This is a genomic window from Microbacterium sp. X-17, from assembly GCF_039615055.1.
Window position 1 is genome coordinate 421,262 of record NZ_JBDHNI010000004.1, and the last position, 22,674, is coordinate 443,935.

The following is a 22,674-nucleotide window of genomic DNA, read 5'->3' on the forward strand; positions in this document are numbered from 1 at the left end:
TGCTCCGCCAGCGCGCCGTCTGCGGCACCTCGACGGACGACCTGACAGCGGTCTAACGGCGGGCGACGAGGGCGGACTCGAGTGGCGCATCCGCGTCGTCGGCCCGGCGCGGGCGGTACCGATACCACGTCCCGTCCTCGCCCGCGCACGCCTGGATCACGCCCTCGGAGGCAAGCTGCTCGAGCTCGCGGCTGACCACGATCGGACTGAGGCCCAGCGCGTCGGCGATGTCGCCGGCGTATCCGGGGGCCTCGACGAGGAGCCGGACGAGCCTCGCGCCGAGCGACGCATCCGCGTGAGAGACGCCGACGGGCAGCGTGAGGTGTCGCGTTTCCATTGCAGCCTCCTCGGACGATGAGTGGTGCGCTCCAGGGTGCGTGTTTTCGGAGCCGAGCGCCAGCAAACGGATCGCTGGGTGAGACATCGCCCGGCCTCTCCCCAGGCCGGCTCCTCGTCGCGGTTGTTCACAACGTGGCCGGAAGGCCGCCGCCGGCATCTCCCGCCCGGCGAGCATCGGTCGGGTGAGACGACGAACACGACGCCGGACAGCCCTCCTCTCCACGCTCGCCGCGGCCGCGGCCATCACCGGGGTCGCTGTGGCGATCCTGCTCCCCACGACCCACGTCGCTGCGGCGGGTCCGGGTGCCGGGTTCGGCACGTGGGCCCCCAAGTCGGAGTACGGATGGCACGGGTCGATGCTCGTCGACGGGGTGCACACGTACTGCATCCTGCCGGGCGATCCCGCGCCGACCGGGGACAGCGTCGATCACGGCATCAGCACGAGTGTGGCGGGCCTGAATCCGCAGCAGCTCGCGGGCATCAACCTGCTGGTGTCGCGGTACGGGCAGACCGGCGACGCGGTCCAGGCCGCGAGCGTCGCGTGGGCCGTGCGCTCGATCGCCGACTGGAACGCCAGCCTGCACACCTACGGATACCCGGGCGACAGCCTGCGCGGCGCGATCCACTGGACGTTCTCGGCCCTGTCGCCGGCCCACGACGAGCGGATCCAGGAGCTGGCGAGCACCTACTACGACGAGGCGATGCGCGCGCCCGTGCGGGCTGACGCGACAGTGACGATCTCCACCGACCCGGCGGATCAGGCCAACGGATCGGTCCGGATCGATACCGGTCTCCCGGATGCGACCGGCACGATCGTCCTCGAGAACGCGGTCTTCACCGACACCGGGGCGGCGTCGCGGGACGGCGTCCGCCAGGGCGTCGACTACGGCATCCGCGCGGTCAGCGACGGCGCCCCTGTGGTCGTCGCGGCCCGTGCCACGATGCGGGGCGGATACGCCCCGGCGATCCGGCACTACACGACGCCCGGCGGCCAGGACACGGCTGGCCCGGGCGGGCCGCTGGAGGTCTCGGTCGAGGGCCGGGATCAGACGCCCCGCATCCTCACGTTCGCGCCGACCATCACGACGACGGTCGCCGCCCGCTACCTGTCCGCCGGCTCGTTCGTCGACGACGTGTCGTTCGCGAGCGAGCGCAACCCCTGGCCGCGCGATGCCGCCGGCTATCTCCCGGTGCGTGCGCACGCCACCGTGTACCGCACCGACGAGGAGCCCGTGCTCGCCGACGCGGTGCCGGCCGATGCCGAGGTCGTCGGCCGGCTGACCGTCGAGACCGACCGTGGGACGGGGCCGACCGCGGCCTACCGCGTGGAACCGGACTGGGCCCTTCCCGGGCCCGGCTTCTACACCGCCGTCTGGGAGATCCGCGTGGAGGAGCAAGCCGCCGAGACGGCGCGAGCGCTGCCTCAGGGCTACGCGTGGCGGGAGCGGTTCGGCGAGCAGTCGCAGCTGATGCTGCTCTCCCGGGTCTGGTCGGAGGCGAGGCCGGTCGCCGCGGTCGGCGAGCCCTTCACCGACACCGTCATCGCGGACGGTCCGCTGCCGCGCGACGGACTCGATCTGTCGGCCGCGGTCTACCGCGCGGCGGACGAGCCCGAGGCATCCTGCGTCCCCGAGCGACTCGTATGGGACGGCTCCGCCACCCCGGTCCGCGCGACGAAGGCGGGGCGGTACGAGATTTCCGGGCCGCCTGTCCCCGACTTCGGCACGTACTACTGGCAGGAGCGCGCCGTCGACGCGCAGGGACGTCTCGTGCACCTCGGGGCCTGCGGCGTGGCGGAGGAGACGACGCGGGCGCCGCTGCCGACGGTCGTGACGAGCGCGCCTCCCTCGGCCGGGTTCGGCGCGCGGATCTCGGACGTCGCCCTCGTCTCAGGGCCCGTCCCGGCGACGGGCCGCACGGAGCTGACGTTCTCGCTCTTCCGGGATGCCGCCTGCGCCGAGCTCGTGGCCGAGACGACGGCCGCACCCGTCGTGGTCACACGCGAAGGCGCGTATACGTCGCCGACGATCCCCGTGGAGGCGACCGGAGCGCACTTCTGGGTCGAGCGGCTCACCTGGACACCGCCGGGCGGCGACGCCCCCCGTGAGCTCGCGCGAGGGATCTGCGGGGCGCCGGGCGAGACGACGGTCGTGGCGACGCCGGCGGTCACCACCCGGGCCGATGCCCGCGTCGTGCCCGGCGAGCCGTTCGCCGACACCGCGATCGTGACCGGAATGGATGCGGAGGCCACCGCCGAGCTCGTGTTCTCGGCGTACCGCGGGGGCGAAGGAGCAGCCGCGTGCACGGAGGCGACACGCGAGACGCAGACCGCTCCGGTGCCCGTGCGCGGTGATGGCGAGTACCGGTCGCCGGAGATCCGATCCGAGCGGGAGGGCACGATCCACTGGATCGCCGAGCTCGCGTATGCCCGTGCGGACGGCGAGCGGGTCGTTCTCGCCCGCGGCGCGTGCGGCGAGGCCGGCGAGTCGACGATCGTGTCCTCGCTCGCAGTGACCGGCATCGAGGACGCGCTCCCGGCGGTGATGGCGACCGGCGGCGCGCTCGTGGCCGGTGGGACCGTGATCCTCGGCCTCCGATTCGGCAGGCTGCGGCGGAACAGGTAGACTCGTGTGGTTGCCACGGGGTGTGGCGCAGCTTGGTAGCGCGCTTCGTTCGGGACGAAGAGGCCGCAGGTTCAAATCCTGTCACCCCGACCACACAGGCCCGGAGACTCGAGGGTTTCCGGGCCTCACCCGTCCCCGGCCTCCATCACTCCGAGGCAAGGAGATGCCGCAGATAACGCCCCGGCGAGTCGAGGAAGCGCCGGTGGTGCTGGACGAGCTCGAGCTCGTCCCACTGGGCTTCGCGGATTCCCCATTCGCCGAGCTCGAGAATCGTCGCGCCCGGCAGCGCGGCGAGGACCGGGGAGTGCGTCGCGCAGATCACCTGCGTGCCGCGGGCGCGCATCCGATCGAGCGCGACGAGCCAGCGCAAGGTCGAGTCGAACGACAGCCCCGCCTCAGGCTCGTCCATCAACACCAGGCCGACCCAGAAACGATCCGGATCCAGCTTCCGATCGAGAAGATCGTTGAACGACTCCCCGTGGCTGAGTTCATGCAGGCGAGCATCCGGATGCCCAGAGCCCGCGCCGACCCCGTCCTCCAGCCACGAGTAGTACTGGTGCATCGTCTCGGCCCGGAGGAAGAAGCCGCCCGTCGCAGCCATGGGCCCGCGCACGATCTTCAACCACTCCCCGAGCGGCGAGTCGACCGGCCGTGTGCGCGCTCCCCCGTTGACGGTGCCACCCTCGGGTGGGAGTCCGGCCGCCGCGGCGATCCCCTCGACGAGGGTCGACTTCCCCGATCCGTTCTCCCCCACCAGGAACGTCACCCCGGGGCCAAACTCCCACCCGCCGAACGGGGCGCCGGCGCGCGCAGTGTCGAGGAGCGCACGGATCGACGGCACCGTGGCCGGCCATTTCCGCACGTCGATCGCCACATCCGCGAAGACCCCGACCGCACGAATGGGACGAGTGTCGTACCGCCAGTCGACGTCCACGCCGCCACCTTACGTGGCGTCGGCGAGACCGCGCGCCTTCCTATACCCCGGGGGGTTTATACTGGATACCCTCAGGGGTATAACACGATGAAGGGATGCGACCATGTGCAGCCGAGTGACCTGTGCGGAGTGCGGCAAGGCGACCTGGGCCGGCTGCGGCCAGCACGTCGAGGAGGCACTGCGAGGCGTTCCCGAGGCGCGCCGCTGCCCCGGCCACGAGCATGGGGCGAAGACCGAGAAGAAGCGGGCGGTCGTGCGATGAGGATCGTGATCGTCGGCGGCGTCGCGGGCGGCATGAGTTGCGCGGCGCGCGCCCGGCGCCTCGACGAGCGCGCGGAGATCGTGGTGCTCGAGCGGGGCGCGAACGTCTCCTTCGCCAACTGCGGTCTGCCGTACTTCGTCGGGGGCGAGATCTCCGAGGAGCGTTCGCTTCTCGTTCAGACACCGCAATCGCTCCGCGCCGCGCTCTCACTCGACGTACGTACGGGCAGCGAGGTCACGGCCGTGGACATCGCCGCGAAGAGCGTGACGGTGCGCAACGACGGCGGCTCGTACGATCTCCCGTACGATGCGCTCGTGCTCTCCCCGGGCGCTTCGGCACTACGCCCTCCTCTTCCCGGCCTGGACTCGTCGCGAGTACGGACACTGCGCACGGTCGAGGATGCCGTCGCGCTAAGAGAAGCCGTCCACGACGGCGCGCGCCGCGCCGTCGTCCTCGGCGCGGGGTTCATCGGCCTCGAAGCGGCGGAAGCGCTCGCCCGGCAGGGCCTGGACGTATCCATCGTCGAACTCGCACCGCATCCTCTGCCCCCGCTGGAGAGCGAGCTGGCGTGGCTGGTGACGCAGGAGCTCGCCGAGCTGGGAGTCGAGACGCGGGCGGGCGTCGGCGCGCTGAGCATCGAACACGCGGATGACGCCGACACCGTCGTTCTCGCCGACGGCGCACGGCTGCCCGCCGACATCGTCGTCCTCTCCGTCGGGTCACGTCCGGATACCGCCCCGTTCGAGGCGGCCGGAATCGCCTGCGAACGCGGCGCGATCGTCGTCGACTCGCACGGTCGGACCTCGGCACCGGCTGTGTGGGCGGCAGGGGACGCGACCGTCTCCGTCGACGCGGTCACCGGCATCCGCCGGCCGGCAGCACTCGCCGGACCCGCGAACCGCGCCGGGCGCCTCATCGCAGACGACATCCTGCGCCCCGACGATGCCCGTGCCGTGCCCCCGCCCGTCGGCACCGCGATCGTCCGGGTGGGCGAGCTGACGGCGGCACTCACGGGCGCCAATCGCGCAGACCTGGAGACTGCCGGCATCGAGTACAGGACCCTGCACCTGCACCCGAGCCAGCACGCCGGATACTTCCCCGGAGCCGCACAGATCCACCTCGTGGTGCAGATCCGCGCCTCGGACGGCCTCGTGCTCGGGGCACAGGCAGTCGGCACTGACGGCGTCGACAAGCGCATCGACGTGCTGGCCACCGCGATCCGAGCCGGTATGCGCGTCGATGACCTGATCGATCTCGACCTCGCCTACTCCCCGCCCTACGGACAGGCGAAAGACCCCGTCAACCTCGTCGGCATGGTGGGCGAGAACGTGCAGAACGGCACACTCACGCTCTGGTACCCGCAGCAGTTCCACGAGGTCGCCGGCAGCGCCTTGATCCTCGACGTGCGCACCCGTGCCGAGTACGCCACGGGCTATCTCCCCGGGTCGCTCAACATCCCGCACACCGAGCTGCGTGAGCGTCTCGATGCGGTGAAGGACGCGGCCGGCGGCCGGCCCGTGCGGATCACGTGCCAGTCGGGCGTTCGGTCGGCGATCGCCCACCGCGTCCTCGCCCAGGCCGGCTTCGACTCGGCGTCGCTCTCGGGCGGAATGCTGACATTGCGGGCATGGCTGGGCGCCCGCGAGTCCGAAGTCCTCGAGTACGAAGGGGTGCTGTCATGAACACGACCGACACCGAAACGCGCACGCGCATCGTCAACCGCCTGCGCCGCGCCCGCGGACAGCTCGACGCGGTCATCGCCGCCGTCGAAGAGAACCGGCCGTGCCGGGACATCGTCACGCAGCTCTCCGCCGTGTCGAGCGCGCTCGACCGCGCCGGATTCGCGATCGTGTCCGCCGCGATGAGGCAGTGCATCGCCGACCCTGATGCCGCCCGAGACGAGCAGGGACTCACCACCGAAGAGCTTGAGAAGCTCTTCCTCATGCTCGCGTGACCGCCCGGGAATCGGCCTACGCCGTCGGTGGGTCCGCCGTCGCGGCGACGGCCTCCTCGGCATCCGCCTTCTCGGCAGCCGCCTTCTCGGCGTCGACCTTCGCCCGGAGGTCCTTGCGCATGGCGCGCGAATTCGGCTTGGTGAACGGCGACGGCTCCGGTCCAGGATGGCGTCGCGACTGCACGATCAGGAGGACGACGCCGACGATGACGGCGACGAAGGATGCCCAGACATTCGCCGGGATGCCCAGGAAGCTGTCGCTCGACGGATCGATGCGGATGGACTCGAGGTAGCTGCGGCCGGTGCCGTACCAAATGAGGTACAGGGCGAGCATCTTGCCCCACTGCAGGGTGAAGCGGCGCTCCAGCAGGAGGAGCACGGCGAACCCGATCAGGTTCCAGATGATCTCGTAGAGGAAGAGGGGGTGGAACAGCGTCCCCGCCGGCAGCCCGGGCGGGAACTTGGGGTTCGTGGCCTCGATCTGCAGCCCCCAGGGAAGGGTGGTCGGGAGGCCGAAGAGCTCATGGTTGAAGTAGTTGCCGAACCGGCCGAGCGACTGCGCGACGAGCAGCGCGGGGGCCAGCGCATCCGCGAACGTCCAGAATCGAACGCCCGCACGGCGGCAGACGATGAGGACGCCGACCGCACCCCCGATGAGGGCGCCGTAGATCGCGTTGCCGCCGTCCCAGATCGCGAACACGTTCCACAGGTTCGCGCCTGGGAAGAAGTAGTCGCCGACGTGCGTGAACACGTGATAGAACCGCGCGCAGATGATCCCGAGCGGCACGGCCCACAGCGTGGCGTCCACGGCGAAGCCCGGATCGACGCCCCGCCGGCCCAGTCGTCGGCCGGTGATCCAGACGGCCGCGACGATCCCCGCGATGATGCAGAGCGCGTAGGTGTGGATCGTCAGGGAACCGATCTGGAACTGGGACCATTCCGGGGGCGGACTGGGAATACTGGTCTTCACGAGGGGCACTCTCCAGACGGATTGACACGGCTCCCCCCAGCCTAAGCGCCATACATCCCGACCAAGTAGGGTCGTTTCGGCGCATCCGCGTCCGAGGAACCTGCTCCCCAACAGAGAGAGCCAGATGGCCACCCGATCCCCCCGCCTCGTCGCCTTCGACCTCGACGACACGCTCGCGCCCTCGAAGAGCGCGATCGATCCGAGGATGGGCGCCCTGCTCGTCGCGCTCGCCGAGCGCGTAGAGGTCGCGATCATCTCCGGGGGCCAGCTCGCGCAGTTCCGCGCACAGGTCGTCGACCTCCTTCCGGATGCGCCGGCCGAGATCCGCGACAGGTTCCACCTGCTGCCCACGTGCGGCACGCAGTACTACCGGCTCTCCGAAGACGGGATCGTGACGATCTACGCGCACGCCCTGACCGACGACGAGAAGGGCCGCGCAATGGCTGCCGTCGAGCAGGAGGCGCGGCGCCTCGGGTTCTGGGAGTCCGAGACGTGGGGCGACATCCTCGAGGATCGCGGCTCCCAGATCACGTTCTCCGCCCTCGGCCAGAGCGCTCCGCTCGACGCGAAGGTCGCGTGGGATCCGACCGGCGCGAAGAAGAACACGCTGCGCGAGGCGGTCCAGGCGCAGCTGCCGGACCTCGAGGTGCGCTCCGGCGGCTCCACGTCGGTCGACATCACGCACCGCGGCATCGACAAGGCCTACGGCATGCGGCAGCTCGCCGCGCAGAGCGGCATCGCGCTCGAAGACATGCTGTTCGTCGGCGACCGCCTCGACCCGGACGGCAACGACTACCCGGTCCTCGCCCTCGGCGTGCCCTGCCACGCGGTCGAGGGCTGGGAGCATACGGCCGACTACCTCGACGGACTCATCCCGACTCTCGCCCAGTAGCCGGCGATGTGGTCGCGGACGAGTTGCCGCGCACCGGCGCCATCCCCCGCCTCGACGGCGTCGAGGATGGCGCGGTGCTCGCGCCGTAGACCGGCGGCGGCTCCCTCCCAGTCCGGGATCCGGGCCGCGCCGTCGAGCACATAGGCCTCGACGGACGTGCGCAGGCCCGCCATCGTGGCAGCGACCACCGCGTTGCCCGTCGCCTCGGCGAGAGCACCGTGCATCTGCTGGTCCAGCGCGAGGAACTCCTCGCGCGACAGATCCGGCGCATCCATCGCGCGCAGCAGATCCCAGACGTCGTCGAGCTCGCGATCGGGGTCGGCGGCGAGGCGCTCGACGACGGCGCTCTCGAGCATGAGGCGGGCCTCGACGACGTCGTCGAACGGGAACGCCCGCGCCGCGACCTGCAGCCGCAGCACCGAGGACAGCGCGCCGCGCGGCGTCGCCGTGATGATCGCGCCGGATGTCGGGCCGCTGCCCGAGCCCGTCCGGATGAGGCCGAGCACCTCGAGCACGCGCAGCGCCTCGCGCACGCTCGACCGCCCCACGCCGAGCGACGACGCCAGCTCCCGCTCCGACGGCAACCGGTCGCCGGGACCGAGCCTGCCCTGCAGGAGATCCGCCTCGATCGTCTCGAGGACCAGTCGCCAGGCGCGCGCGGGCTGCTCGTCGTCGTGCGACACCGCGACTCCTCTCGGACCGTCCTCGGTCCGGTATCCCCCTGTGGTCAGCCCGCACTCTAGCATGTGGTCCGACCACACCGACCCCCGGCGGGACAGCCCAGCGAAACGCCCCGCCGCGACCTCGGCACCCTACGCTGGGGGCATGAGTCCCCTCCTGCTCGTGCTCCTCGTCGCCGTCGTGACGTGCGCGGCGTGCTGGGTGCTGTCGCTGATCACGCGAGACACCTCGTGGGTCGATCGCATCTGGTCGGTCGTGCCCGTCGTGTACGTCTGGATCTTCGCGGCGGCCTCGCTCATCGCCGGGCAGGATGCCTCACGGCTCGTCGTCATGGCCGCCCTCGCGACCCTGTGGGGAGCACGCCTCACCTTCAACTTCGCCCGCAAGGGCGGGTACAGCGGCATGGAGGACTACCGCTGGGCGGTCCTGCGCGGCCGGATGAACGGCTGGCAGTTCCAGCTCTTCAACCTTTTCTTCATCGTCCTGTACCAGAACGCGCTGCTCGTCCTCATCACCCTGCCCGCGTTCGTCGCGTGGCAGAACCCGGTGCCGATGACGGCGTGGGATCTCGTCTTCGCGCTGCTGTTCCTCGCCTTCCTCGTCGGCGAGTTCGTCGCGGACCAGCAGCAGTGGAACTTCCACCGGGCCAAGCGGCGCGCGGGCGGCACGCTCGAGCCGGGCTTCGCCACGACGGGGCTGTTCCGCTACAGCCGGCATCCGAACTTCTTCTTCGAGCAGTCGCAGTGGTGGGCGTTCTACGCCCTCGGCGCGACCGCGGCCGTCGCGGCGGGTGCCGGCTTCTGGGGCGGTGCGCTGAACTGGACGATCGCGGGTGCCGCTCTGCTCAGCATCCTGTTCATCGGGTCGACGATCTTCACGGAGTCGATCTCCGCGGCGAAGTACCCGGCCTACGCGGACTACCAGCACACGACGTCGATGCTCGTCCCGTGGCCGCCTCGTCGGCCGGCCCCGACAGCGATCAGCCGCTGAGCTGCCCGCCCGACTCGCGCAGGTAGCACTCGGCGCAGAGCGCCTCGTACGTGACCCGCTCGGGCGAGAGCTCGTCGATCGCCACCTGGTCGCCGTCGAAGACGAAGCGGCCCGCGACGAGACGCGCGTTGAAGATCGCCTTCCGCCCGCAGCGGCAGATCGTCTTGAGCTCCTCGAGCTGGTGCGCGAGCTCCATGAGCCGGCGGGAGCCGGGAAACGCGTCCGTGCGGAAGTCCGTGCGGATGCCGTACGCCAGCACCGGGATGCCGTCGAGCACGGCGATCCGCAGGAGATCCTCGACCTGGGCCGCGGTCAGGAACTGGGCCTCGTCAACCAGCAGGCACGCGACGTCCGCGGTCTCCGGGACGAGCGCATCCACGGCGGTGGCGACCACGAGCGCGCGCTCGCGGCCGAAGACGGCGCGGAAGTCGTCGCCGGGGTGCACGAGGAAGTCGACCGAGCGCGCGACACCCAGGCGGCTGGAGATCCGGTCGGCATCCTTCGTGTCCACCGCGGGCTTCGCGAGGAGCACGCGCTGACCGCGCTCCTCGTAGTTGTGCGCGACCTGCAACAGGGCCGTCGACTTGCCCGAGTTCATCGCGCCGTAGCGGAAGTACAGCTTCGCCATGCGCGGCGTCCGGCTCGGCTCAGTGCGTGAGGGCGAGGGCCTCGGCCGTGCGGCCGAGCTCGGTCTCCGCGGCGACCGGGTTCGTGTTGAGCGTCTCGCCGTAGCTGGGGATGAGCTCGCGAAGGCGCGACTCCCACTCCCCCAGTCGCTCCGGGAAGCACGTCTTGATGAGGTTCAGCATGATCGAGACCGCCGTCGACGCGCCCGGAGAGGCGCCAAGGAGCCCGGCGATCGTGTGATCCGCCGAGGAGACGACCTCCGTGCCGAACTGCAGCACGCCGCCCTTCTCCGGGTCCTTCTTCATGACCTGCGCGCGCTGCCCGGCCTGGATCAGCGTCCAGTCCTCCGACTTCGCGGTCGGCATGAAGACACGGAGGCTGTCGACCTTCTGCTCGTGACCCTTCAGCAGCTCGCCGAGGAGGTACTTGATGAGCCCGGGGTTGTCGACGGCGACCTTGAGCATGGGCCCGAGGTTGTGCGGCCGCACCTGCGAGACGATGTCGAACATCGAGCCGGTCTTGAGGAACTTCGGGCTGAACGTCGCGAACGGGCCGAACAGGAGCGAGGACTCCCCGTCCACGACACGCGTGTCGAGGTGCGGGACCGACATCGGCGGGGCGCCGACGGATGCCTGCGAGTAGACCTTCGCCTGGTGCTGCGCGACGATCTCAGGGTTGCGCGTCTGGAGGAACTGGCCGCCGATCGGGAACACGCCGTAGCCCTTGATCTCCGGGATACCGGAGCGCTGCAGAAGCTTGATGGCCCAGCCGCCCGCACCCACGAAGACGAACTTCGCGCGGACGCTGCCGGGAGTCCGGCCGACCAGGTCGCGGTAGGTGACGAGCCAGCTGCCGTCCTTCTGCTTCTTGAGCTTGCGGACCTCGCGATTCAGGACGACGTCGACGCCGCGCTGCTCGGCGAGGTGCTGGAGCAGCTGCCGGGTGACGGCGCCAAAGTCGACGTCGGTGCCGGCGGGGACGCGGGTCGCCGCGAACGGCTCGCCCTTGCGACGCTTCTGCATGAGGAGCGGCGCCCACTGGTTGATGACGCGCGAGTCCTCGCTGTATTCGATGCCGGCGAACAGCGGCTCGACGCGCAACGCCTCGTAGCGCTTCTTCAGGTACGCGACATCCTTCTCGCCGCGGACGAACGTCATGTGCGGCGTCGAGTGGATGAACGTGGACGGCTCGTCGAGGATGCCCTCGGCGACGAGCGACGACCAGAGTTGACGGCTCTGCTGGAACTGCTCGTTGATGCCGACGGCGCGGGCCGCGGTCACCGTGCCGTCTGCGCCCTCGGGCATGTAGTTCAGCTCACACAGGGCGGCGTGCCCGGTGCCGGCGTTGTTCCAGGCGTTGGAGCTCTCGAGTGCGACGTCCCCCAGTCGCTCGTAGACCGCGATCTTCCAATCGGGCTGGAGCTCGGACAGGAGAGTGCCCAGGGTGGCGCTCATCACGCCGCCTCCGATGAGCAGTACGTCGACGGATTCGGTCACCCGTCAATTCTAGGCGTCCGCGGTGACCCCGAAATTCGCCGCGATGCGCTCCGCGATCTGCACCGCGTTGAGCGCGGCGCCCTTCCGGAGGTTGTCGTTGCTGAGGAACAGGACGAGGCCGCGACCCTCGGGCGCGGACTGGTCGGCGCGGATGCGGCCGACGTAGCTCGGGTCCTTCCCGGCGGCCTGCAGCGGCGTCGGGACCTCCTCGAGCGCGACGCCCGGGGCATCCGCGAGCAGCTCGCGCGCCCGCTCCGGGGTGAGCTCGCGCGCGAACTCGGCGTTGATGCTGAGCGAATGGCCCGTGAAGACCGGGACGCGCACGCACGTGCCGGCGACGCGGAGGTCGGGCAGCTCGAGGATCTTCCGGCTCTCGTTGCGGAGCTTCTTCTCCTCGTCGGTCTCGTTCAGGCCGTCGTCGACGAGATTGCCCGCGAACGGGATGACGTCGAACGCGATCGGCGCCACGTACTTCTCGGGCGCCGGGATGTCGACGGCAGAGCCGTCGTGCACCAGGCGGAGCGTGTCGCCCTGCGCGAGGACGCCCTCGACCTGCCCGAGGAGCTCTTGCGCGCCGGCGATGCCGGAGCCGCTCACGGCCTGGTAGGTGCTGACGATGAGGCGCTCGAGCCCGGCCTCCTGGTCGAGGACCTTGAGGACCGGCATCGCGGCCATCGTCGTGCAGTTCGGGTTGGCGATGATGCCTTTGCGGGCCTCCGCGATCGCGTGCGGGTTGACCTCGCTCACGACGAGCGGAACGTCGGGGTCCATGCGCCAGGCGCTGGAGTTGTCGACGACGATCGCGCCGGCCGCGGCGAAGCGCGGCGCGTGCGTGCGGCTGCCGGTGGCGCCCGCCGAGAACAGGGCGATGTCGATGCCGGCCGGATCGGCCTCGGCGACATCCTCGATCACGACGGTCTGGCCCGCGAACTCGACCGACGTGCCCGCCGAGCGAGCGGTCGCGAACAGACGCAGCTCGCGGATGGGGAACCCGCGCTCGGCGAGGATCTCGCGCATGACCGTCCCGACCTGGCCGGTGGCGCCGACGACCGCGACGGAGAGTCCGGAATCAGAGATGCGAGTCATCCGTCGATTCTATCGGCCCGTTCCGATCCCTCTCCCCGCGCCGACCCTCGAGCCGGCCGCCTCACCCCGGCCGACCCTCCCGAGCCGGCCCCCGCGCACCCACCTCGCCGAGAACGCGCTTGTGTCACGAAAACGTGCCGTTTTCGTGACACAAGCGCGTTCTCACGTGGAGGTGGCCAGGCCCGCGGAGTGGAGGTGGCCAGGCCCGCGGAGCGACGCCTCGCGGAGCGGGGGCTCAGCGGCCGGAGCCGGCGTAGACCGTGGCGTCGTCGCCACCGTCGAGGCCGTAGGCGGTGTGCACGACGCGGGCCGCCTCGACGAGCTCGTCGCCTCGCACCACGACCGAGATGCGGATCTCGCTCGTCGAGATCATCTCGATGTTCACGCCCGCCGCGCTGAGGGCCTCGAACAGGGTCGCGGAGACGCCCGAGTGCGAGCGCATGCCCGCGCCGACGACCGAGAGCTTGCCGATCTGGTCGTCGTGGACGAGGCTCTCGAACCCGACGTCGGCCTGCTCGGCGGCGAGCGCGCGGAGCGCGGCCGCGGCATCCGTCTTCGGAAGCGTGAACGAGATGTCCGTGCGGCCGGTCGCTGCGGCCGACACGTTCTGCACGATCATGTCGACGTTCGCGCCGGACTTCGCGACGATCTTGAAGATCTCGGCGGCCTTGCCGGGGATGTCCGGCACGCCGATGATCGTGATCTTCGCCTGGCTGAGATCCGTCGCGACACCGGCGACGATCGGCTCTTCCATCTGATCTCCCTCTGCGGCGAGCTCCGCGAGGCGGGCGCCGCCCAGCACCCAGGTGCCCTCGCTCGAGCTGAAGGTGGAACGTGCGTGGATGCGGACGCCGTGCCGACGGGCGTATTCCACCGCGCGAATATACAGGACCTTGGCGCCATTGGCGGCGAGCTCGAGCATCTCCTCGCTCGAGACGTGCGAGAGCTTCCGTGCTCGCGGGACGACGCGGGGATCGGCGGTGAAGACGCCGTCCACATCGCTGTAGATCTCGCACACGTCAGCGCCGAGCGCCGCCGCGAGCGCGACCGCGGTCGTGTCCGAGCCGCCGCGCCCGAGGGTCGTGATGTCCTGCGAGTCGCGGTTGATGCCCTGGAAGCCCGCGACGATGACGATCGCGCCCTCGTCGAGCGCCTCCCGCACCCGGCTCGGCTCGACATCGACGATCCGCGCGGCGCCGTGCGTGCCGTCCGTCATCATGCCGGCCTGGCTGCCGGTGAACGAGCGAGCCTCGAAGCCCATCGAGTGGATCGCCATGGCGAGCAGCGCCATCGAGATGCGCTCGCCGCTCGAGAGCAGGAGGTCCAGCTCGCGCGGCGCCGGGATGGGGGCCACCTGCGCCGCGAGGTCGAGCAGCTCGTCCGTCGTGTCGCCCATCGCGCTGACGGCGACGACGACGTCGTGCCCACCGCGGCGGGTGTCGACGATCCGCTTCGCGACGCGCTTGATGCTCTCGGCATCCGCGACCGACGAACCGCCGTACTTCTGGACGATCAACGCCACGTGTCACTCCCCGGCCCGGGGCACGACGGCTGTCGTGCCCAAAGGACAATCTTACGCAGGCGACGCATGCCCGTATCGACACGCGATGCCGCCAGTGGGCCGGCCGCCGCCGCGCGATAGCCTCGTCGGGTGAGCGAGCTGATGGAGTCGTGGAAGGACTACAACGTCGCGATGACCGGTGCGATCACGGCCCTCGCCGGCCTCGTGATCGTCGCGGCGAGCGTCAACATCGAGCGGATCGTCAAAGGCCCCGCGCTCACCGCACGCCTCGCCGCCGCGATCGCGACGCTCGTGGCCGGCGTCGCGGTCTCCGCCCTGGGGCTCTTCCCCGGCATCCTCATGCCCGTGTACGGCACCGTCGTCATCGTGATCGCTGTGATCGCCGGCGTGTTCCAGGTGCACGCGGCTGTGCAGATCTACGCGAACGACCACCCGCAGAACCGCCTCCGCTTCGGCAAGTCCGCCCTCAACTTCGTGCCCGTGATCGCCTACGCGGTCGCCGGCGTCCTGGTGCTCGCCGGATCGCTGGAGGCCGGCCTCGTGGTGATCGCGTCCGGATCGGTCCTCGCGATCTGCACCGGGGTCCTCGTCTCGTGGGTCGCCCTCGTCGAGGTGCTCCGCTAGCGCTCAGACCCGCTTGCCTATCGGCGCGCGAGACGCGCCAGCTGCTCGTCACGATAGATGCGTGGACTGAGCCCGTAAACGCGTTTGAAGGCCGTGCTGAATGTGAAGGGGCTGCGATAGCCCACGGCGTCCGCGACCGCGGTGACGGTGGCACCGGGCTCGATCATGAGGTCGGCGGCGAGAGCCATCCGCCAGCTGGTGAGGAAGCTCATCGGCGGTTGGCCGACGAGCTCACGGAATCGCCGGGCCAGCAACGCTCGCGAGACCCGCGCTTCGACGGCGAGGCGGGCGACGGACCAGGCCTCTCCCGGGGCGTTCTGCATCAAACGGATGACCGGCCCCACGATCGGGTCTGCGCCGGCGCTGAACCACGCGGGCACGGCGATCCTCCCTGCCGCGAAGGCGGCTCGGAGCGCACCGATGAGGAGGAGGTCGAGGAGCCGGTCCAGCACGGCCTGCTGACCCGGTTCTTCGCGAACCGCTTCAGCGGCGAGCAACCCGATGATCGGCGATTCCCAGTCCGCAGCCCGCAGCACGACGAGAGGCGGCAAGGCATCGAGCAGCCAGCGGCTCACCTCGCCATCGCTCTGATAGGTGCCGACGACCATCACATTCGCGCCCGTGGTCGATGTGCCCCAGGTGCGGACCCCGAGCGACATCGTCTCGAGGAGACTGCGTCCGTCCAGAGCGTGGCAATGCCCACCCGGGCCGATGACCACGGTCGGTGCGGCGGTGGGACTCTGCGCGACGAAGTAGTGGTCCGGGCCGCGGGCGACGATCACGTCACCGACCGTCACGGCGACCGGCGGGGATGAATCGAACGGCATGACCCAGGCCTGCCCGCGGGTGACCGCGACGACGCTGAGCGGCGCCTCGTCTTCGACGCGCATCGCCCAGGGCGCGTCGAGGACGATCTTGAGCACGAAGGCTGACCGCGCTCGCGGGCCGGCCAGGAACTGGTCGAGCACGTCCACGACGACGACTGTAGACGGAAAACGATGAAACAGAGCGAGATGGCTATGGAGAGGATCACAAAGATCCGGCTTGGTGGTGGCCATGCACACCGTGATCCCCACCATCGTCCTCGCGGTCGGACTCGTTCTGAACGCGCTCATGGCCGGGCTGTACTTCGCCTTCTCCACTGCGATCGTGCCGGGCCTCGCCCGTACCGAGGATCGCGCCTACGTGACCTCGATGCAGCGGATCGACGAGTCGATCGAGAACCCCCTCTTTCTCACGGTTTTCGCGGGTGCGCTCGTCGTCCCGGTCGTCGCCGTGTTCCTTCATCTCGAAGACGCGGTTCGAGGTCGTCTGCCGTGGATCATCGCGGGCACCGTGCTCTACGGAATGACGGTCATCATCACCGGCGCGGTCAACCGGCCACTCAACAAGCGGCTCAGAGCCACCGGCAACGTCACCGACCACACGGCATCCGCCGTACGATCCGCGTTCCAGCGCCGGTGGATCCCGTTTCACACCGCCCGTACTGCGCTCTCCGCTGCAGGCGTCATCGCACTCACGGTCGCGATCGCAGTGCCGATCACATAGCTCAGACGGAGCGGCGGCCCTCGAACGCGCGACCCAGGGTGACCTCGTCGGCGTACTCCAGGTCTCCGCCGACGGGGAGTCCGGAGGCGAGACGCGTGACCGAGATCTCCATCGTGTGCAGGAGCCGGCTGAGGTAGGTGGCGGTCGCCTCGCCCTCGAGGTTCGGGTTGGTCGCGAGGATGACCTCCTGCACCGTCCCGTCCGCGAGCCGCTGCATGAGCTGCGCGATCCGCAGATCCTCGGGACCGATGCCGGAGATCGGGCTGATCGCGCCGCCGAGCACGTGATAGAGCCCGCGGAACTCACGCGTGCGCTCGATCGCCGCGACATCCTTCGCGTCCTCCACGACGCAGATCAGCGTCTGGTTGCGGCGGGGGTCGCGGCAGATCGAGCACCGCTCCTGCTCGGTCACGTTGCCGCACACCTCGCAGAAGCGCACCTTCTCACGCACCTCGCTGAGCAGCTCGGCGAGGTGCGAGACGTCGAAACCGGGCGTCTGGAGGATGTGGAACGCGATGCGCTGCGCGGACTTCGGGCCGATGCCGGGCAGCCGGCCGAACTCGTCGATGAGGTCCTGGACGATGCCGTCGTACATCAGCTGAACCTCGTCGGCGAGACGTGCGGCTCCTCGCGGACGAACGTCGCGCCGAGCACCTGGCGGACGACCGCCTCGCCGTAGCGCTCCGGACCGCGCCCGGCGGGGCGGACCTCGCGCGTCACGGGCGGCGCGACCGGCATCGCGGACGCGACGGCCACGGGATCCTCCTCCGCGTCCTCCTCGTCAGGCTCGATCGAGGGCACCACATCGGATGCCGGGAGCACGTCGCCCTCGGCGGGCGCACCCGCCGGCTCGTACCAGCGCTCCTCGCCGGGCCGGGTTGCGACCGCGATGCGGCTCTCCGCCTCCTCCGGCTCGTCGTCCACGGCGAACTGCGGCGGCTCGACCCGCGCGGCCACGGCCAGCGGCCGCGCGTCGTCGCGGAGGTCCGATCGGGCCTCCGGAGCGGGATCGGACGGGATCGGCGCGACGGCCCACTCGGTCACCGCGACGGCCGACGCAGCCGAGGTCGCTGCCCGCGGGGCGTCGGGCGCACGCGGCGGCTCGGGCGGCGCCGGCGGGCGTCCGCCGCCGGACGGGCCGCCACCCGCGGGCCCGCCGTCGCTCTCGTGACGGGCGATGTACTTCACCCGCACCCCGAGGACATTCTGGATCGCGGTGCGGAGGTCTTCGCTGGGGCCGCCACCCGCCGCCCGCTGCTTGAACGAGGCGACATCGCCGGGGTTCGCGAACACGAGCGTGAGCACGTCGTCGTCGTAGCCCGCGACGCGGGCGCCGAGCACCAGCATCCACGACGAACGCCGCACCTCCTCGAGCGCGGTGAGGACCTGCGGCCACGCCGCCGTCAGCGCCTCGAACGTCACCGGCCCCGCCGGGACCGGCCGCTCGGACGCCGCCGGCGCTTCCGTGCTCCCCTGATCTGGCGCGGGCGGCGCAGGAGCCGCCGCGGCCGGAGCGGGAGCCGCCGCGGGCGCGGGCGGCGCGGGAACCGGCGCGGGCGGCGGGGGAGCCGCCGCGGCCGGCGCGGCGGCGGCATCCGCGGAGGTCAGCACGCGGGCGATCATGAGCTCGAGCTGCAGGCGGGGGGAGGTCGCGCCCGTCATCTCGTCGAGGGCGGTCACGACGATGTCGGCGACGCGCGACAGCCGGGCCGTGCCGAACGCTCGCGCCTGCTCCGCCATCCGTTCGAGCTCGTCGGCGGGGATGCCGCGCAGGACGGCGGTGGCCCCGGCACCGGTCGCGGCGATCACGATGAGGTCGCGCAGCCGCTCCAGCAGGTCTTCCACGAAGCGCCGCGGGTCCTGCCCCGTCTGCACGACACGGTCGACCGCGCCGAACGCGGCCGCGGCGTCGCCCGACGCGAGCGCCCCCACGACGTCGTCGAGCAGGGCCCCGTGCGTGTAGCCCAGCAGCGCGACCGCGCGCTCGTACCGCACGATGTCGGCATCCGACCCCGCGATCAGCTGGTCGAGGAGCGAAAGGGTGTCACGGGGCGAGCCGCCCCCGGCCCGCACCACGAGCGGCAGCACGCCCGCCTCGACCTCGACGCCCTCGGTGCGGCAGAGGCCCTCGACGTACTCGAGCATCGCCGCCGGCGGGACGAGCCGGAACGGGTAGTGGTGCGTACGCGAGCGGATCGTGCCGAGCACCTTCTCCGGCTCGGTCGTCGCGAAGATGAACTTCACGTGGTCGGGCGGCTCCTCCACGAGCTTGAGCAGCGCGTTGAAGCCCTGCTGCGTCACCATGTGCGCCTCATCGAGGATGAAGATCTTGAACCGGTCGCGCGCCGGGGCGAAGATCGCGCGCTCGCGCAGGTCGCGCGCGTCGTCGACGCCGTTGTGACTCGCCGCGTCGATCTCGACGACGTCGAGCGAGCCGCCCCCGCCGCGACCGAGCTCGACGCAGCTGTCGCACGTGCCGCAGGGCGTGTCGGTCGGACCGGCCGCGCAGTTGAGGCAGCGCGCGAGGATGCGCGCCGACGTCGTCTTGCCGCAGCCCCGCGGGCCGGAGAAGAGGTACGCGTGGCCTACGCGGTCGCTGCGGAGCGCCGTCATGAGCGGCTCGGTGACCTGGGCCTGCCCGATCATCTCGCCGAACGTCTCCGGACGGTAGCGGCGGTAGAGGGCGGCGGTCACCCCCACAGCCTACGGCGTGCCCACGACATCGAGCCGGGCCGTTCCGCGGCCGGATCCGCCGCTGTCAGGCGTCCTCCACGAGCTCCCCGTCGCGTCCTACGACGGGGAGCACGCCGGTCACGACCGGGATCGCGCCGGTGATCACCGGGATGGCCTCGGTCGTGACGGGCACCGCGCTCGTCACCGTCGGCAGGGACGCGGAGAGGAACGTGCCGTCCTCGCGCCGCGCGTTCGCGAACTGGCCGAACGTCGGACGACCCGGGATGACGGGACCCTGCCCCACGAGCGGCACGACGACCTCGCCGCCGGGGTCGACCGTGAACTCCTGCCCGCGCACGAGGAACGCGACGGCATCCCCCTCACCCGCGCGGATCGCGATCTCGTCCCGACGCACCGTGACGTCCAGTCGCGTGCCGTGCCAGTGCAGCACGTACGAGAGCTCCGGCCACTCCGCGGGGAGCCGCGGGTCGAAGCTCAGCTCGCCGAAGTGGTCGCGCATCCCACCGAACCCGGACACGAGCGCCGTCCACACCCCGCCCGCCGAGGCGACGTGGACCCCGTCGGGAGCGTTGTTGTGCAGATCGGCGAGGTCGACGTAGATCGCCTCCCGGAAGTACTCGAGCGCCAGGTCCTGGTATCCGACCTCCGCCGCGAGGATCGACTGCACGACCGCGGACAGCGTCGAGTCGCCGGTCGTCAGCGGGTCGTAGTACTCGAAGTCCGCGAGCTTCTCCTCGTCGGTGAAGTGGTTGCCCTGCAAGAACAGAGCGAGCACGACGTCCGCCTGCTTCAGCACCTGGTACCGGTAGATCACGAGCGGGTGGAAGTGCAGGAGGAGGGGGCGCTGCTCCTTCGGCGTGTGCTCGAGGTCCCAGACCTCGCGCTCGAGGAACACGTGATCCTGCGGATGGATGCCGAGCGCCGGGCTGTACGGGATGTGCATCGCCTCCGCCGCACGCTCCCACTCGTCCGGCTCGTCGGCGCCGAGCCCGAGCCGGTCGACCATGAGCGCGTACGCCTCCGGCGCCTGCTCCGCCATCTCCCGCACCGTGCGCGCGGCGAAGCGGAGGTTGAAGCGCGCCATCACGTTCGTGAAGAGGTTGTCGTTGACGACCGTCGTGTACTCGTCGGGGCCCGTGACGCCGTGGATGTGGAACGTCTCGCCCTCGCCGTCGATGATCCCGTCGCTGGACCGCCAGAAGCCGAGCGTCGTCCACAGCCGGGCGGTCTCCACCGCGATGTCGACGCCCTCGCGGTAGAGGAAGTCGTCGTCGCCCGTGGCCCGGATGTACTTCGCGAGCGCGTAGCTGATGTCGGCGTTGATGTGGTACTGCGCGGTGCCGGCCGCATAGTAGGCGGAGGCCTCCTCGCCGTTGATCGTGCGCCACGGGAACAGAGCCCCCGCCTCGTTCAGCTGCTCCGCGCGATGCCGTGCCGCCGGCAGCATCAGGTACCGCATGCGGAGCGTGTTGCGCGCCCAGAGCGGGCTCGTGTACGCGAGGAACGGGAGGATGTAGATCTCCGTGTCCCAGAAGTAGTGGCCGCTGTATCCCGAGCCGGTGACGCCCTTGGCCGGGATGCCCTGGCCGTCCGCGCGGGCGGAGGCCTGCGCGAGCTGGAAGAGGCACCACCTCGTCGCCTGCTGCAGGTCGTCGCGGCCGGAGATCCGCACGTCCGAGCGGGACCAGAACTCGTCGAGCCATGCGCGCTGCATCTGGTACTGCTTGTCGGCGCCCTCGCTCATGGCCCGGTCGAGCGTGCGCCGGCAGCGGTCGATGAGTTCGCGGGCCGGCACGCCGCGGGACGAGTGGTACGCCACGAACTTGACGAGCCGCGTCGGGACGCCCGCCCTCGCGTGCACCCGGAAGATGCTCTTGGCGATGTCCGGCTCGATGAGGCGGCGCACCTCGTAGGAGTTCTCGGTCTCGAGCACGTGGTCGGTGAGCACCGCCATCGTCATCCCGGAGTCGGCCACGCGGTAGCTGAGCGCCGAGCGCGCGCCGTCCTGCCAGTAGTCCTGCGGCTGGAGGACGCGCTCCTCGATGTGCTCCGCGCGCCGCGGATCGAAGGCGGACTTCTTCGAGGCGAGCGGCGTGCCGCCGTAGACGTCCTCCCCGTCCTGCCGGTTGACCAGCTGCGAGCTGATGGAGATCGGCGCATCCGCGTTCAGCACGGTGACGGTGAGGCTCAGGAGCGCGAGGTGCTTCTCCTCGAACGACACCATGCGGTCCATGTCGATCCGCACGTCCTTGCCGGCGGGTGTGGTCCAGAGGATGTGGCGGCGCAGCACACCGTCCTTCATGTCGAGCACGCGCTCGTACTCGCGGATGTCGGCGATGTCGAGCGAGAGCGGCTCGTCGTCGACATATACGCGCATGACCTTCGCGTCGGGCGCGTTGATGATGATCTGGCCGACCTCGGCGAAGCCGTACGCCTGCTCGGCGTGACGGATCGGGAACGTCTCGTGGAAGCCGTTCAGGAACGTGCCGTGCTCCTGTGCCCACCGGCCCTCGGGGAAGTTGCCGCGGAGGCCGAGATAGCCGTTCCCGACGGCGAACAGGGTCTCCGTCACGCCGACGTCGTCGAGGTCCATAGAGGTCTCGATGAGCCGCCACGGATCGACGGGGAATCGGTCGCGATCCATCATCGAGAAGGGCCTTCCAATCGGAGGGGACGGGGACGTGCGCTCAGTCTACGAACGCGGCGAGGTCGTCGACGACGACGTCGGCACCGGCATCCGCGAGCTCCCCTGGGCCCACGCCGCGGTCGACCCCGACGACGAGTCCGAAGCCGCCCGCGGCGGCCGACCGGACGCCGCTCAGCGCGTCCTCGACTGCGGCGCAACGCGCCGGCGCCACGCCCAGCATCCGGGCCGCCGCGACGAAGACGTCCGGCGCCGGCTTCGACGCGAGCCCGTCGCGCTCGGCGATCACGCCGTCCATGACGACGGGGAAGCGGCCGCGGATGCCGGCGACCTCGAGCACCTCGACGGCGTTCTTCGAGCTCGAGACGACGGCGACCGGGGTGCCGGCGGCGGCGAGCCGGTCGAGCAGACGGATCGAGCCCGGATACGGCGCGATGCCGTCTGCCCGGAGCACCCGTTCGAACACCGCGTTCTTGCGGTTCCCGATGCCGCACACCGTGTCGGCGAGCGGATCGTCGGCGGGGTTCCCCCAGGGCACCTCGACGTCGCGGCTGCGCAGGAGGCTCGCGACGCCGTCGTAGCGCTTCTTGCCGTCGAGGTACTCGAAGTAGTCACGGTCCGTGTACTCCGGGGTGAGGCCCCACGCGGCGAACAGCTCCTGGAACATCGTGCGCCACGCGTGCATGTGCACCTCGGCGGTCGGCGTCAGCACTCCGTCGAGGTCGAAGAGCACGGCGTCGAACGTCGTCAGGTCGGGCAGATCCGTCACGATGCCTCCACGGCTTCC

General features: G+C 70.7%; 20 protein-coding genes and 1 tRNA gene. 8 read left to right on the forward strand and 13 right to left on the reverse strand.

Annotated features, from left to right (window positions below; translation table 11 throughout):
* Positions 1-52 precede the first annotated feature (52 nt).
* The gene (locus tag ABCS02_RS21510) at positions 53-337 is read right to left on the reverse strand and encodes a winged helix-turn-helix domain-containing protein (RefSeq protein WP_345837730.1); all 285 of its coding nucleotides are present in this window, start codon (positions 335-337) and stop codon (positions 53-55) included.
* Between the two features lie 184 nt (positions 338-521).
* Between ABCS02_RS21510 and ABCS02_RS21515 the strand changes: the two genes are divergently transcribed.
* Both ABCS02_RS21515 and ABCS02_RS21520 read left to right on the forward strand, forming a co-directional pair.
* Entirely contained in the window at positions 522-2,963 is a 2,442-nt protein-coding gene (locus tag ABCS02_RS21515) for a hypothetical protein (RefSeq protein ID WP_345837731.1), read from the forward strand.
* A gap of 16 nt (positions 2,964-2,979) precedes the next feature.
* Positions 2,980-3,056 (forward strand) — tRNA-Pro (locus ABCS02_RS21520).
* A gap of 52 nt (positions 3,057-3,108) precedes the next feature.
* Here the strand turns inward: ABCS02_RS21520 and ABCS02_RS21525 are convergent.
* The gene (locus tag ABCS02_RS21525; RefSeq protein WP_345837732.1) at positions 3,109-3,897 is read right to left on the reverse strand and encodes an AAA family ATPase; all 789 of its coding nucleotides are present in this window, start codon (positions 3,895-3,897) and stop codon (positions 3,109-3,111) included.
* Positions 3,898-4,155: 258 nt separating this feature from the next.
* On the opposite strand from ABCS02_RS21525, the gene ABCS02_RS21530 reads away from it, so the two are divergent.
* The gene (locus ABCS02_RS21530) at positions 4,156-5,841 is read left to right on the forward strand and encodes an FAD-dependent oxidoreductase (protein ID WP_345837733.1); all 1,686 of its coding nucleotides are present in this window, start codon (positions 4,156-4,158) and stop codon (positions 5,839-5,841) included.
* A complete protein-coding gene (locus tag ABCS02_RS21535; RefSeq protein WP_345837734.1) occupies positions 5,838-6,113 on the forward strand; it encodes a metal-sensitive transcriptional regulator in 276 nt (91 codons plus the stop codon). The genes ABCS02_RS21530 and ABCS02_RS21535 overlap by 4 nt, the downstream gene beginning before the upstream one ends.
* 16 nt (positions 6,114-6,129) lie before the next feature.
* Here ABCS02_RS21535 and lgt read toward each other — a convergent pair whose 3' ends face one another.
* Positions 6,130-7,092 (reverse strand): prolipoprotein diacylglyceryl transferase, encoded by a 963-nt coding sequence (gene lgt / locus ABCS02_RS21540; protein WP_345837735.1) that lies wholly within the window; start codon positions 7,090-7,092, stop codon positions 6,130-6,132.
* Positions 7,093-7,207: 115 nt separating this feature from the next.
* On the opposite strand from lgt, the gene ABCS02_RS21545 reads away from it, so the two are divergent.
* Entirely contained in the window at positions 7,208-7,975 is a 768-nt protein-coding gene (locus ABCS02_RS21545; protein ID WP_345837736.1) for an HAD-IIB family hydrolase, read from the forward strand.
* On the opposite strand, the gene ABCS02_RS21550 is transcribed toward ABCS02_RS21545, so the two are convergent.
* Complete coding sequence (locus tag ABCS02_RS21550; protein WP_345837737.1) at positions 7,939-8,658, reverse strand: FCD domain-containing protein; 720 nt, start codon at positions 8,656-8,658, stop codon at positions 7,939-7,941. The two genes, ABCS02_RS21545 and ABCS02_RS21550, sit on opposite strands and share 37 nt — an antisense overlap.
* Before the next feature lie 142 nt (positions 8,659-8,800).
* Here ABCS02_RS21550 and ABCS02_RS21555 point away from each other — a divergent pair, with 142 nt between their 5' ends.
* The gene (locus tag ABCS02_RS21555; RefSeq protein ID WP_345837738.1) at positions 8,801-9,646 is read left to right on the forward strand and encodes a DUF1295 domain-containing protein; all 846 of its coding nucleotides are present in this window, start codon (positions 8,801-8,803) and stop codon (positions 9,644-9,646) included.
* On the opposite strand, the gene ABCS02_RS21560 is transcribed toward ABCS02_RS21555, so the two are convergent.
* From ABCS02_RS21560 to ABCS02_RS21575, 4 genes are all read right to left on the reverse strand, one after another.
* Positions 9,636-10,274, reverse strand: a complete 639-nt coding sequence (locus tag ABCS02_RS21560; RefSeq protein WP_345837739.1) for a thymidine kinase — start codon at positions 10,272-10,274, stop codon at positions 9,636-9,638. The genes ABCS02_RS21555 and ABCS02_RS21560 overlap by 11 nt on opposite strands.
* A gap of 19 nt (positions 10,275-10,293) precedes the next feature.
* Positions 10,294-11,727, reverse strand: a complete 1,434-nt coding sequence (gene mqo / locus ABCS02_RS21565; RefSeq protein WP_345838006.1) for a malate dehydrogenase (quinone) — start codon at positions 11,725-11,727, stop codon at positions 10,294-10,296.
* Positions 11,728-11,778: 51 nt separating this feature from the next.
* Positions 11,779-12,855 (reverse strand): aspartate-semialdehyde dehydrogenase, encoded by a 1,077-nt coding sequence (locus ABCS02_RS21570; protein WP_345837740.1) that lies wholly within the window; start codon positions 12,853-12,855, stop codon positions 11,779-11,781.
* 235 nt (positions 12,856-13,090) lie between these two features.
* A complete protein-coding gene (locus ABCS02_RS21575; RefSeq protein WP_345837741.1) occupies positions 13,091-14,377 on the reverse strand; it encodes an aspartate kinase in 1,287 nt (428 codons plus the stop codon).
* 129 nt (positions 14,378-14,506) lie between these two features.
* Between ABCS02_RS21575 and ABCS02_RS21580 the strand changes: the two genes are divergently transcribed.
* Positions 14,507-15,001, forward strand: a complete 495-nt coding sequence (locus tag ABCS02_RS21580) for a hypothetical protein (RefSeq protein ID WP_345837742.1) — start codon at positions 14,507-14,509, stop codon at positions 14,999-15,001.
* Positions 15,002-15,018: 17 nt separating this feature from the next.
* Here the strand turns inward: ABCS02_RS21580 and ABCS02_RS21585 are convergent, their stop codons facing one another.
* Positions 15,019-15,975, reverse strand: coding sequence for an AraC family transcriptional regulator (locus ABCS02_RS21585; RefSeq protein ID WP_345837743.1), 957 nt, complete (start codon positions 15,973-15,975; stop codon positions 15,019-15,021).
* 82 nt (positions 15,976-16,057) lie between these two features.
* Between ABCS02_RS21585 and ABCS02_RS21590 the strand changes: the two genes are divergently transcribed.
* On the forward strand, positions 16,058-16,549 hold the full coding sequence (locus ABCS02_RS21590) for an anthrone oxygenase family protein (RefSeq protein ID WP_345837744.1): 492 nt from the start codon (positions 16,058-16,060) through the stop codon (positions 16,547-16,549).
* 1 nt (position 16,550) lies between these two features.
* Here ABCS02_RS21590 and recR read toward each other — a convergent pair whose 3' ends face one another.
* The 4 genes from recR to ABCS02_RS21610 form a co-directional block, all read right to left on the reverse strand.
* Positions 16,551-17,144 (reverse strand): recombination mediator RecR, encoded by a 594-nt coding sequence (gene recR / locus ABCS02_RS21595; RefSeq protein ID WP_345837745.1) that lies wholly within the window; start codon positions 17,142-17,144, stop codon positions 16,551-16,553.
* Positions 17,144-19,243 carry a DNA polymerase III subunit gamma and tau gene (locus ABCS02_RS21600; protein ID WP_345837746.1) on the reverse strand — a complete coding sequence of 700 codons (2,100 nt, stop codon included), beginning with the start codon at positions 19,241-19,243 and terminating at the stop codon, positions 17,144-17,146. Before ABCS02_RS21600 ends, recR begins: the two co-directional genes overlap by 1 nt.
* Positions 19,244-19,307: 64 nt before the next feature.
* Positions 19,308-21,890 (reverse strand): glycosyl hydrolase family 65 protein, encoded by a 2,583-nt coding sequence (locus tag ABCS02_RS21605; RefSeq protein WP_345837747.1) that lies wholly within the window; start codon positions 21,888-21,890, stop codon positions 19,308-19,310.
* A gap of 40 nt (positions 21,891-21,930) precedes the next feature.
* Entirely contained in the window at positions 21,931-22,656 is a 726-nt protein-coding gene (locus ABCS02_RS21610; protein WP_345837748.1) for an HAD-IA family hydrolase, read from the reverse strand.
* Positions 22,657-22,674 lie beyond the last annotated feature (18 nt).

Bases quoted from the DNA above. Each gene is read 5' to 3' on its own strand.
- ABCS02_RS21545 (WP_345837736.1), top strand. From the start codon at position 7,208: ATGGCCACCCGATCCCCCCGCCTCGTCGCCTTCGACCTCGACGACACG.
- ABCS02_RS21530 (WP_345837733.1), top strand. From the start codon at position 4,156: ATGAGGATCGTGATCGTCGGCGGCGTCGCGGGCGGCATGAGTTGCGCG.
- ABCS02_RS21510 (WP_345837730.1), bottom strand. From the start codon at position 337: ATGGAAACGCGACACCTCACGCTGCCCGTCGGCGTCTCTCACGCGGAT.
- ABCS02_RS21590 (WP_345837744.1), top strand. From the start codon at position 16,058: ATGCACACCGTGATCCCCACCATCGTCCTCGCGGTCGGACTCGTTCTG.
- ABCS02_RS21555 (WP_345837738.1), top strand. From the start codon at position 8,801: ATGAGTCCCCTCCTGCTCGTGCTCCTCGTCGCCGTCGTGACGTGCGCG.
- ABCS02_RS21535 (WP_345837734.1), top strand. From the start codon at position 5,838: ATGAACACGACCGACACCGAAACGCGCACGCGCATCGTCAACCGCCTG.
- ABCS02_RS21570 (WP_345837740.1), bottom strand. From the start codon at position 12,855: ATGACTCGCATCTCTGATTCCGGACTCTCCGTCGCGGTCGTCGGCGCC.
- ABCS02_RS21605 (WP_345837747.1), bottom strand. From the start codon at position 21,890: ATGATGGATCGCGACCGATTCCCCGTCGATCCGTGGCGGCTCATCGAG.
- ABCS02_RS21560 (WP_345837739.1), bottom strand. From the start codon at position 10,274: ATGGCGAAGCTGTACTTCCGCTACGGCGCGATGAACTCGGGCAAGTCG.
- mqo (WP_345838006.1), bottom strand. From the start codon at position 11,727: ATGAGCGCCACCCTGGGCACTCTCCTGTCCGAGCTCCAGCCCGATTGG.
- recR (WP_345837745.1), bottom strand. From the start codon at position 17,144: ATGTACGACGGCATCGTCCAGGACCTCATCGACGAGTTCGGCCGGCTG.